This is a genomic window from Brevundimonas sp. (assembly GCF_031082345.1).
Taxonomy (GTDB): domain Bacteria; phylum Pseudomonadota; class Alphaproteobacteria; order Caulobacterales; family Caulobacteraceae; genus Brevundimonas.
Genome location: NZ_JAVHLH010000092.1, coordinates 1 through 9,503, shown reverse-complemented (window position 1 = coordinate 9,503; position 9,503 = coordinate 1). Strand labels below are relative to the sequence as shown.

At 70.0% G+C, this 9,503-nt stretch carries 9 protein-coding genes and 1 pseudogene; 5 read left to right on the top strand and 5 right to left on the bottom strand.

Annotated features, from left to right (window positions below; all coding sequences use genetic code 11):
- The 3 genes from rnpA to yihA form a co-directional block, all read left to right on the top strand.
- A partial coding sequence (rnpA, locus tag RDU12_RS07795; protein WP_308684387.1) for a ribonuclease P protein component occupies nt 1-327 on the top strand: 327 nt, incomplete at its 5' end.
- A gap of 5 nt (nt 328-332) precedes the next feature.
- On the top strand, nt 333-2,129 hold the full coding sequence (gene yidC / locus RDU12_RS07790) for a membrane protein insertase YidC (RefSeq protein WP_300292030.1): 1,797 nt from the start codon (nt 333-335) through the stop codon (nt 2,127-2,129).
- Nucleotide 2,130: 1 nt separating this feature from the next.
- Nucleotides 2,131-2,772 carry a ribosome biogenesis GTP-binding protein YihA/YsxC gene (yihA, locus tag RDU12_RS07785; RefSeq protein WP_300292031.1) on the top strand — a complete coding sequence of 214 codons (642 nt, stop codon included), beginning with the start codon at nt 2,131-2,133 and terminating at the stop codon, nt 2,770-2,772.
- On the opposite strand, the gene RDU12_RS07780 is transcribed toward yihA, so the two are convergent.
- Nucleotides 2,769-3,797, bottom strand: coding sequence for a phytase (locus RDU12_RS07780; RefSeq protein WP_300292032.1), 1,029 nt, complete (start codon nt 3,795-3,797; stop codon nt 2,769-2,771). The two genes, yihA and RDU12_RS07780, sit on opposite strands and share 4 nt — an antisense overlap.
- A gap of 110 nt (nt 3,798-3,907) precedes the next feature.
- Here RDU12_RS07780 and RDU12_RS07775 point away from each other — a divergent pair, with 110 nt between their 5' ends.
- Complete coding sequence (locus RDU12_RS07775) at nt 3,908-4,879, top strand: alpha/beta hydrolase (protein WP_308684386.1); 972 nt, start codon at nt 3,908-3,910, stop codon at nt 4,877-4,879.
- Here RDU12_RS07775 and RDU12_RS07770 read toward each other — a convergent pair.
- Together RDU12_RS07770 and RDU12_RS07765 are read right to left on the bottom strand one after the other, a co-directional pair.
- Nucleotides 4,876-6,351 carry a S41 family peptidase gene (locus tag RDU12_RS07770; RefSeq protein ID WP_308684385.1) on the bottom strand — a complete coding sequence of 492 codons (1,476 nt, stop codon included), beginning with the start codon at nt 6,349-6,351 and terminating at the stop codon, nt 4,876-4,878. The two genes, RDU12_RS07775 and RDU12_RS07770, sit on opposite strands and share 4 nt — an antisense overlap.
- Before the next feature lie 76 nt (nt 6,352-6,427).
- A complete protein-coding gene (locus RDU12_RS07765; RefSeq protein ID WP_300292359.1) occupies nt 6,428-7,429 on the bottom strand; it encodes an LLM class flavin-dependent oxidoreductase in 1,002 nt (333 codons plus the stop codon).
- A 122-nt stretch (nt 7,430-7,551) separates the two neighbouring features.
- On the opposite strand from RDU12_RS07765, the gene RDU12_RS07760 reads away from it, so the two are divergent.
- Entirely contained in the window at nt 7,552-7,920 is a 369-nt protein-coding gene (locus tag RDU12_RS07760; RefSeq protein WP_300292361.1) for a hypothetical protein, read from the top strand.
- 1 nt (nt 7,921) lies between these two features.
- Here the strand turns inward: RDU12_RS07760 and RDU12_RS07755 are convergent, their stop codons facing one another.
- Both RDU12_RS07755 and RDU12_RS07750 read right to left on the bottom strand, forming a co-directional pair.
- A complete protein-coding gene (locus RDU12_RS07755; RefSeq protein WP_300292362.1) occupies nt 7,922-8,863 on the bottom strand; it encodes a pirin family protein in 942 nt (313 codons plus the stop codon).
- A gap of 13 nt (nt 8,864-8,876) precedes the next feature.
- Nucleotides 8,877-9,503, bottom strand: a pseudogene (locus tag RDU12_RS07750) (hypothetical protein); the annotation flags it as partial.

Sequence of the window (9,503 nt, the reverse complement as noted above, 5' to 3'; positions counted from 1 at the left end):
CGCGGCGCCGTGGTCGTTCAGCGGCTGGCCCGCGGCGACGGCGACCCGACGGTGCGGCTGGGATTCACCGCCACGCGCAAGGTCGGCAACGCCGTCATCCGCAATCGCGCCAAACGCCGCCTGCGCGAGGCGGCGCGGGCCTTGGCGCCGCAGTTGGCGGTCGCCGGCAGCGACTATGTCTTCATCGCCCGGATGGGCACGGCGGACCGTGCGTGGGACCGTTTGCTTGACGATGTGAAATCGGCGCTTACAAGGCTCGCGACCCCGCGGTCGGCGCCCCCTGTCGCGCCCCACGCACCGACATCGCCCGCCGGCCAGGACTGCTGATCTCCATGCCCCCCCAGAATAACAGCCGCAACACGATCATCTTCATCGTGATCGCGTCGATCATGCTGCTGGCCTACAGCGTCTTCGTGATGGAGCCGCAGACTCAGAAGCGTCGCGCCATCCAGGAAGCCGCCACGGCCGAGTCGACCACCGGCCCGATCACCGCCCCCCAGCCCAGCGCCGCCATCTTCACCGAGGATCGCACCGCCGCCCTGGGCCGCAACGGGGCGCGGGTGCCGATCCGCACCGGCACCCTGACCGGATCGCTGTCGCTGACCGGCGGCCGCATCGACGACCTGTTCCTGACCCACTACCGCGAGACCATCGACGCGGACGCGCCCGCCGTCGAACTGTTCCGCCCCGAGGGTATGCGCCACGCCTTCTTCGCCCAGTTCGGCTGGAGCGGCCCGAACATTCCCGGCGGCGTTCCCGGCCCCACCACCCCGTGGCGGCTGACCCAGGGCTCGACCCTGACGCCGACGACGCCGGTCGTGCTGACCTGGGACAACGGCGCCGGCCTGCGCTTCACGCGCCGGATCAGCATCGACAACCAGTATGTGTTCACGATCACGGATACGGTCGCCAACTTCAGCGCCCAGCCCGTGGTCATCGCTCCGGCCGCGAGCGTCCAGCGCCAGGGCGTGCCCGACAACCTCGGCAAGAACCAGGTCCTGCACGAGGGGGCCATCGGCACCTTCGGCGACGGCGAGAGCTATTCGACCGAACAGCTCAAATACAACGGCTGGGCCAAGAAGCCCCTCGTCGAGCACGAGTCGACCGGCGGCTGGCTCGGCATCACCGACAAATACTGGCTCGCCGCCCTGATCCCTCCGCAGGACGAGAAGATCAACGGCGAGTTCCGCGCCACCGACGCCGGGGACTACAACATCCACGCGGCCGGCATGCTGGGCGAAGCCCACACCGTCCAGCCCAACACCCAGATCACCGAAACCCGCCGCCTGTTCGCCGGCGCCAAGCGCAACCAGATCCTCGCCGGCTACGAGGAGAGCCTCGACCTGCCGCGCTTCGTCTACGCCATCGACTGGGGCTTCCTGTTCTTCCTGACCCGGCCGATCTTCTGGCTGGTCGAATTCTTCTACGGCTTCCTGGGCAATTTCGGCCTCGCCATCCTGGCCCTGACCCTGACCGTCCGCCTGATCATGTTCCCGCTCGCCAACAAGAGCTACGAGAGCATGTCGAAGATGCGGAACCTCCAGCCCAAGATGGAGGAGATCAAGAAGAAGCACCCCGACGAGCCGCAGAAGCAGCAGCAGGAGCTGATGGCCCTGTACCAGAAGGAGAAGATCAATCCTCTGGCCGGCTGCCTGCCGCTGCTGCTCCAGATCCCGGTCTTCTACGCCGTCTACAAGATGCTGTTCGTGACCATCGAGATGCGGCACCAGCCCTTCGTCGGCTGGATCCAGGACCTCTCGGCGCCGGACCCGACCACCATCTGGAACCTGTTCGGCCTGCTGCCGTGGGATCCGTCGACGGCCCCGCTGGTCGGCGGCCTGCTGGGCGGCACCTTCGCGCTCAGCGTCCTCGCCATCTTCTACGGCCTCACCATGTGGCTGCAGATGGCGATGAGCCCCCAGGCGCCGGATCCGATGCAGCGCCGCATCTTCCAGCTGATGCCGATCGTCTTCACCTTCATCATGGCCACCTTCCCGGCCGGCCTGCTGATCTACTGGGCGTGGTCGAACATCCTGACCATCTTCCAGCAGTACATCATCATGCACCGCCTGAAGGCGGACAATCCGATCGACGCCTTCATCGAGCGAATGAAGAAGGCGAAGGCCTGAGTTGGACGATTTCACGCCCGAGGAACTGGAGCAGGCGCGCATCCTGTTTGCACGCCCCGCCACCTTCGTCATGGGGTGCGCCAAGATCGAGCAACTGCCCGATCCGGACCTGCCCGAAGTCGCCTTCGCGGGCCGCTCCAACGTCGGCAAGTCCAGCCTGATCAACGGCCTCGTCGGCATGCACAAGCTGGCCCGGGCCTCGAACGAGCCCGGCCGCACGCGCGAGGTCAATTTCTTCGACCTCGACGGCAAGATGCGGCTGGTCGACCTTCCCGGCTACGGCTGGGCCAAGGCGTCGAAGTCGACGGTGAAGAAATTCCAGGACCTCGGCCGCGACTATCTGCGCGGCCGCGTGACGCTGAAGCGGGTCTATCTGCTGATCGACGCCCGCCACGGCCTCAAGAAGGTCGACGACGAGGCCCTCGACGCCCTCGACCTCGCCGCCGTCAGCTATCAGATCGTCCTGACCAAGGCCGACAAGCTGAAGAAGGGCGAGGCCGAAAAGGTCCAGGCCGCCACCCTGAAGGGGGTCTCCAAGCGCGGCGCCGCCTATCCCTCGGTCATCGTCACCTCGGCCGAAAAGGGCGACGGCATGCCCGAACTCCGCGCCGAGATCATGCGCACCACCGGCGTGACGCTCTAGAGGCCGAGCGCCTCCTTCACCGCCGTCCAGTCGATATATTTCAGGTTCGGCGCACCGTCGTTCGCCTCGTCCTGAACGACGACGAGACCTCCAGGGAATGATCCCATCCCCCCGCCCAACGCGTCGATCCCGCCCGGACTTCGGACCGCGGGTCCGCCGGGCCCGTCGAGCACGCTGAACCGCCCCGCCCAGTTCAGACCCGCCCTCTCCAGCCGCCAGACCGAAAAACCCTTCCGGTCATGGTCAAGGCTGGTCAGGTAGGGGCCCTGCCTGTCGTTCAGAAAGGCCACGCCGATGCTGCGGGGGACATTGCGAGGCGTGCCGGGAACCAGGTGGACCGGGATCGGGCTGGCGGACGGATCGAGGGGGATGCTCCAGAAACCGCGCCGCCTGTGGCTTACAAAGAGGCGCCCACCCGGGTCTATTGCACAACCCGGTCCCGCGTTCGGAACCCGGAACCGCCGGGTCTCCCGGAGGGCGGGCGCGCCCGATGGCGCCTCCTCAACCGCAAATTGCAGCACCTGCCCCCGCCCATCCAGAATTACCGCCGTCAGGACGCCGCGCACCTGCCGCATGCAGAGTCCCGCAGGACGGGACAGGTCCGTCGCGACTTCGCCCCAGGGCCGGACCTCCTGATCTGCACCGCGATCGAGACGGAACAGGACCAAGCTGGTCTGGCCAGACCGACGCCGTGCGGCCGCAACGACCAGGGCATAGCTGTCCGCAAGCGGCAGGACCGCGACGTCGAGGTCCGTCACCGGAGCCCCGGCGACCCGCTGGATCACGCGCCCCTCAAGGTCATGGATCACCAGACTGTCTCCGCGCGCGGCGCTGGCTATGAAACCGCTGCGAACCAGACCGGGCTCGTTGACCAGTCCACCGGACCAGATCGCGGGGCTGCCGACCCGACCTCCCTGGTCCGTCGGCGAGGCGGTTTCGTGCGTGGCGACCACGATCGCGGGCGGCGGCAGACTGGCGCAGGAGGTCACCAATAGGGCGCCGAGGATGGGGAGAAGGGTCTTCATTGGCCGCGCTCCTGCGATACGCCACTCAACCCCACTTTGTGCGAACGGACAATCACGCCGGCCGGTCGGTCGGCCTTTGCGGGATCGACGGGGTGGTGCACCCTTGGTCCATGACCTCCCAAACCCGCCACATCCAGACCGACCGCCTGAACCAGTCGATCCTCGAGGCCGGCTCCGGTCCGCTGGTGCTGCTGATCCACGGCTTCCCCGAACTAGGGATCAGCTGGCGCGCCCAGATCGAGGCCCTCGCCGCCGCCGGCTTCCACGCCGTCGCCCCGGACATGCGCGGCTACGGCGGGACCGACAGGCCGGCCGACGCGGCCGACCACGGCATCCTCGATCTCGTCGGCGACATGGTCGATCTGGTCCGGGCGCTGGGCGAGACATCCTGCGTCGTCGTCGGCCACGACTGGGGCGCGCCGGTGGCCTGGCACTGCGCCCTGACCCGCCCCGACCTGTTCCGCGCCGTCTTCGGCCTGTCGGTGCCGTTCCAGCCGCGCCGCCCGAAGGGCCCGCCCACCGCCGCCATGGCCGCGATCTCGAAACGGCTCGGTCTGGGCGACCTCTACATCAGCCGGTTCCAGGCCGCTGACGCCCACGCGGTCTTCGACGCCGACCCGCCGACGGCCCTGCGCAAGGCCTTCTTCGCCTACGACGGGGCCACGCCCGACGGCCGGCAGTCGACCGGCTTCATCCCCGAAGGTCAGAGCTTCCTCTCCACCATCCCCGACGATGCGACCCTGCCGCCATGGATGACCGAGGCGCATTTCGCGGAATATGTCGCCGCCTTCTCGGTCGGGGGCTTCAAGGGCCCGCTGGACTGGTACCGCCGCCTCGACGCCAACTGGGCCGCCACCGCCTTCCTGCAGGATGCCCGCATCCGCGTCCCCGCCGCCTTTATGGTCGGCGAGCGCGACCCGGTCCGCCACTACGCCGGCGCCCACGAGGCCGGGCTCAAGGACTGGGCCCCCGATCTTCGGATGCAGGTCGTCGTTCCCGGCGCCGGCCACTGGATCCAGCAGGAGCGTCCCGACGAGGTGAACCGGCTGCTGCTCGACTTCCTGCGCGGCCTTCCCGGCTAGCGGTTCGCCGCCTGCCGCGCCGCCAGCTCGAGCGCCGCCGGCAGGGCCGCTTCCAGCCGCTTCACCCGCCGCGCCGGTCCGTCGTTCTCACGGAAGCCGATCAGCACATCGGGGTCGATCCCCGACACCTCATTGCGCCCGTCGGACCGGAAGCGGGCGCAGTCCGGCAGCCGCAGGGTCGCGCCGCTGTGCCGCAGCACCGTGTCCAGTCCGCCCCGGGTGTGGCCGCAGCCGGCCCCGGCGGTCGGCGCGCCGAGGATGACCGCCGCCTGATTGTCCTGCAGCACGGCGGCGAACTGCTCGCTGGCCGATCCCGTCCCGCCATCCACCAGCACGACCAGCGGACCCGTCCAGACCCCCGGCTCGAAGGCGAAGGCCAGCGGCGCGAAGACCTCGGCCGCCCAAGGCTTGCCGACGATGGCCGGATCGAGCGCCGCCTCCGGCCCGGTGCTGTATATCTCGCCGCGCCCCAGCCAGTCGCAGTCGGGCGCCCGCCCCTCGAACAGCGGCGCCGGATCGCACGGCTGCTCCGCCTGCGCCCGGGCCGCGGCATAGGCCGCCGCATGCCGCTCCAGCCGTGCGCGATCTTCGGGCGGCTGACCGACCGCCGTCTCGCGCATCCGCCGTTCGCCGGCGGCCAGGGCCTCGGCCCAGTGCGGATGACGGATGAAACCGACCCGCGCCGAACGCAGGCGCACCGGCGTCACCGTCCGCACCACCGCCTCGACCCATTCGGTGCCGCCGCCGTTGCCGGCGATGTCGACCAGCAGGGTCGTCGCTCCCGCCGCCTTCAGGGTCCGCAGACGATCGGAAAAGTCCGCCGTGACCCGATCGGCCGCCAGGGACCACAAACGATCCATGCAGTCGTCGTCGCACGGCTCGCCGGCCGGCCGCAGATCGGTCAATGCCGCCGCGCAGGCGGCCGGATGAGCCTGGGGCGAGAACAGGGCGATGCGGATCACCCCGACCGTCCCGCCCTCGACCTCGACCACCCCGGCCGGAAAGCCGCTGTCGCCTTCCAGCGCGCGATAGCCGGGCAGGCTTCGCGCCACCGCCCCGCCGTCGCGACCGTCGGCCTTGAAGCCGAGCCGTTCGCACGGAGGCCGTTCGTCGGCCCGGTCCGAGGTTCCCCCCGGCGCGCCCGGTCCGCCCGCGCGCGGCCAGACGAAATCCACGTGTTTGTCGCCGAGGTAGCGTTCCAGCCGCTCAAACACCTCGCGCGCCTCGGCTTCGCTGCGGGCCGCCTCGAGCCTCTGCCGGCCCACGGCGAACAGCGGCCCCAGCGGCGCCTCCCGTTCGGTCACGGCCCATTCGAGATTGGCGTAGCCCGCCGACATCGCCTGCCGCACCTGCTCCAGGTCGGCGACCCATCCGGCGGAGTCGAAGGCCGGCGGCGGCGCGGGTTCGGTCTGGGCGAAGGCGGCGGGGGCGACGGCCAGCGCGGCCCCCAGGATGACAGCGGCAAGGCGCATGGCGGGCTCCTGAATTTCGCGCCCTATGCCCCGGCCCGACGAGCTTCACCATTTAAGAGTTCGTAATGACGGCTCCTCAGGCCGCTTCGTCCCTCAGGCCCGCCACGGCCTCCGCGGTGATTTCCAGGCTGCGGATGCGCGCGTCGAGGTCGTGGATCATGCCCGTGGTCATGACCTCGTCGACTCCGGTCAGGGCGATGAATTCCTCCAGCTTCGCCCGCACCGTTTCCCGGCCGCCGATGGCCGCATAGGTCAGCCGGCTCTCGACCGCCGCGATCTGCCGGGCGTCGAGCACCGCCGTGATGTCGTCCACCGGCGGCTTCAGCCGGCCCGGCTTGCCGGTGACCACCGCCGCGAAGGCCTGCTGCATCGAGGTCGAGAGCCGCGCCGCCTTCGCGTCCGTGTCGGCCGCGAAGACGTTGAAGGCGGCCATCGCATACGGCCGGTCCAGCTGTTTCGACGGCCGGAATCCGGCGCGATAGGTCGCCAGCGCCTGCAGCAGCAGTTCCGGCGCGAAATGGCTGGCGAAGGCGAAGGGCAGGCCCAGCTGCGCCGCCAGTTCGGCGCTGAACAGGCTGGAGCCCAGCAGCCAGATCGGGACCTTCGACCCCGCGCCGGGCCAGGCCGTGACCCGCTGACCCTCGACAGGATCCTCCAGGAAGGCCTGCAGCTCGATCACGTCGCGCGGGAACTGGTCGGCGGCCTCGAAATAGCGGCGCAGGGCCCGCGCCGTCTCGCCGTCCGTCCCGGGCGCGCGGCCGAGGCCGAGGTCGATCCGGCCGGGATGCAGCGCCTCAAGCGTGCCGAACTGCTCGGCGATCACCATCGGGGCGTGGTTGGGCAGCATGACCCCGCCCGAGCCGACCCGGATCGTCTCCGTCGCCGCCGCCACATGGGCCAGGGCCACGGCGGTCGCGGCGCTGGCGATGCCCGGCATGTTGTGATGCTCCGCCAGCCAGAAGCGGGCATATCCCAGCCGCTCCGCCGCCCGCGCCAGTTCGGTGGTCTCCAGCAGGGCGCGGCGGGCGTCCCCGCCCTCCACGATCGGCGACAGGTCGAGAACGGAGAATGCGGTCATGGCGGATAGATCGGGCGGGCGCGGCTGAATTCAAGCGGGTGACCTCGCCCCTGCAAATCCTGAGGTTGCATTCCATGGGGTTTTGGGGAGAGACTGTTCACGCTTTTTGGAGGAAACCGCCCATGCGTCGCCTTTCATCCTGCCTCATCGCCGCATCGCTGCTCGCGGCGGCCCTTCCCGCGGCTGCGCAACAGCCCCCGCGTCCCAACACCCCGCCCCCGTCCAATCAACAGCCGATGCGCCTGGACCGCACGCCCTCCATGTACAGCAACGCCTGGACCCGGGCCGAGTATGAGACCTTTCTGGACTCGGCCTCCGGCAACAACATTCCGTCCCAGCCGCTGGAGCGGATCGACCTCGCCAATCGCGTCAGCACCCTGATCGAGCTCGGCCGTTGCACCGACGCCCGCAACGAGGCCCGCGCGGCGGGCGACCGGCTGATGGCCGTGCGCGCCCGTCAGATGTGCCGCACCGACCGCCCGGCCAGCTGACCTAGACCGGATCGGTCGGCCCCGGCCTCACCGCCTCGGGCGCCGGCTCGGGCGTCGACGGCACGTCCGGCAGCGGAATGAATTCCAGATCGTCCTCGGTCGGCAGGGCCATGCGCCCTGCCTTCCAGTCGGCCTTGGCCTGGTCAATCCGCTCCTGTTTCGAGTGGACGAAATTCCACCAGATCAGCCGCGGTCCGACCGGCTCGCCACCCAGCACCATCACCGTCGAGGGCTTCACCGCCCGCACCGTCGGCTCGGCCGTCGGCTCCAGCACGATCATCTGGCCCTCGTGGAAGACGCGGTCGCCGACCTCGATCTCGCCCCGGGCCACATACAGCGCCCGCTCGCTGTAGCCGCCGGCGACGCCCCGGCCCGGCGGCGGCGTGGTGCGCACCCCCTCGGCCAGCTCCCAGTGCACATAGAACAGCGGCGACGACACCGGCGCGGCGGCCCGGGCCCCATAGGCCTCGCCGGCCACCAGGCGCGCGAACAGGCCGCCGTTCTCATAGGCCGGCTGATCGCTCTCGCCGTGGTGATGGAAGGACGGGTCGACCTCCTCGGACTCCTCGGGCAGGGCGATCCAGGCCTGCATGCCGTGCATCGGCCCGCCCTGGCTCTTCTTCAGCGGATCGGTGCGCTCGGAATGGACGATCCCCTTGCCGGCGGTCATCCAGTTGACCTCGCCGGGACGGATGGCTTGGGTCGCGCCGGTATTGTCCCGGTGCATGATCTCGCCCTCGAACAGATAGCTCAGGGTCGACAGGCCTATGTGCGGATGCGGCCGCACATTGATCGCCTCGGCCCCCGGCGCGAACTCGGCGGGGCCCATCTGGTCGAGGAAGATGAACGGCCCGACCATGCGGCGGGCGTGGAACGGCAGCACCCGTCCGACCTCGAAGCCGCCGAGGTCCTTGCGCCGGGCGTCGATCACCATCTCGATCATTGTCTTGTCCCTGTCAGTCGAGCCGCAGGCGGGAGATCAGCGCCGGTTCGGGCGTCGGCGTACGCGGCGCCCCCTCCCCGTCGAAATCGCTCCACTGCGACCGCGATACGAACACCAGTTCGCCTTCGTGGACCAGACCCGTCGTGGGCTCGTCGATCCGCGGCAGGTTGGCGACCAGCACCTCCACCGCCTCGATCCGGCGCCAGCCCGCGTCCAGGGTCAGCTTCAGCACCCGCTGCGGCGCCGTGCCGTTCTGGAGCGCATAGAGGCCGCGGCCGTCGCTGATCAGGCCGTCGACGCCGATCAGACTGGCGTTGGCCGGGGCCTCGAGCCGCGTCGCCGCGCCGGTGGCCCGGTCCACCCGCCACAGGCCGGAGGAATAGTCGGCTGTGATCAGGGCGGCGCCGTCCGGCGTCACCGCCATGCCCTGCGGCGACCGCATCAGGCCCGCCGGCGTCAGCACTTCCAGCGTTTCGCCGCCCGGCCGAAGCTGGAACAGGTCGCCGCCGGCGACATAGACCGTCCCGTCCGGCCCCAGCGTCACATCGCCGAGCATCTGCTCCGCGCCCGGGGCCGGATAGCGGGCCAGCACCCGTCCGCTGGCGGCGTCGATCTTCAGCAGGGCGCTGGCGAGCGGCGG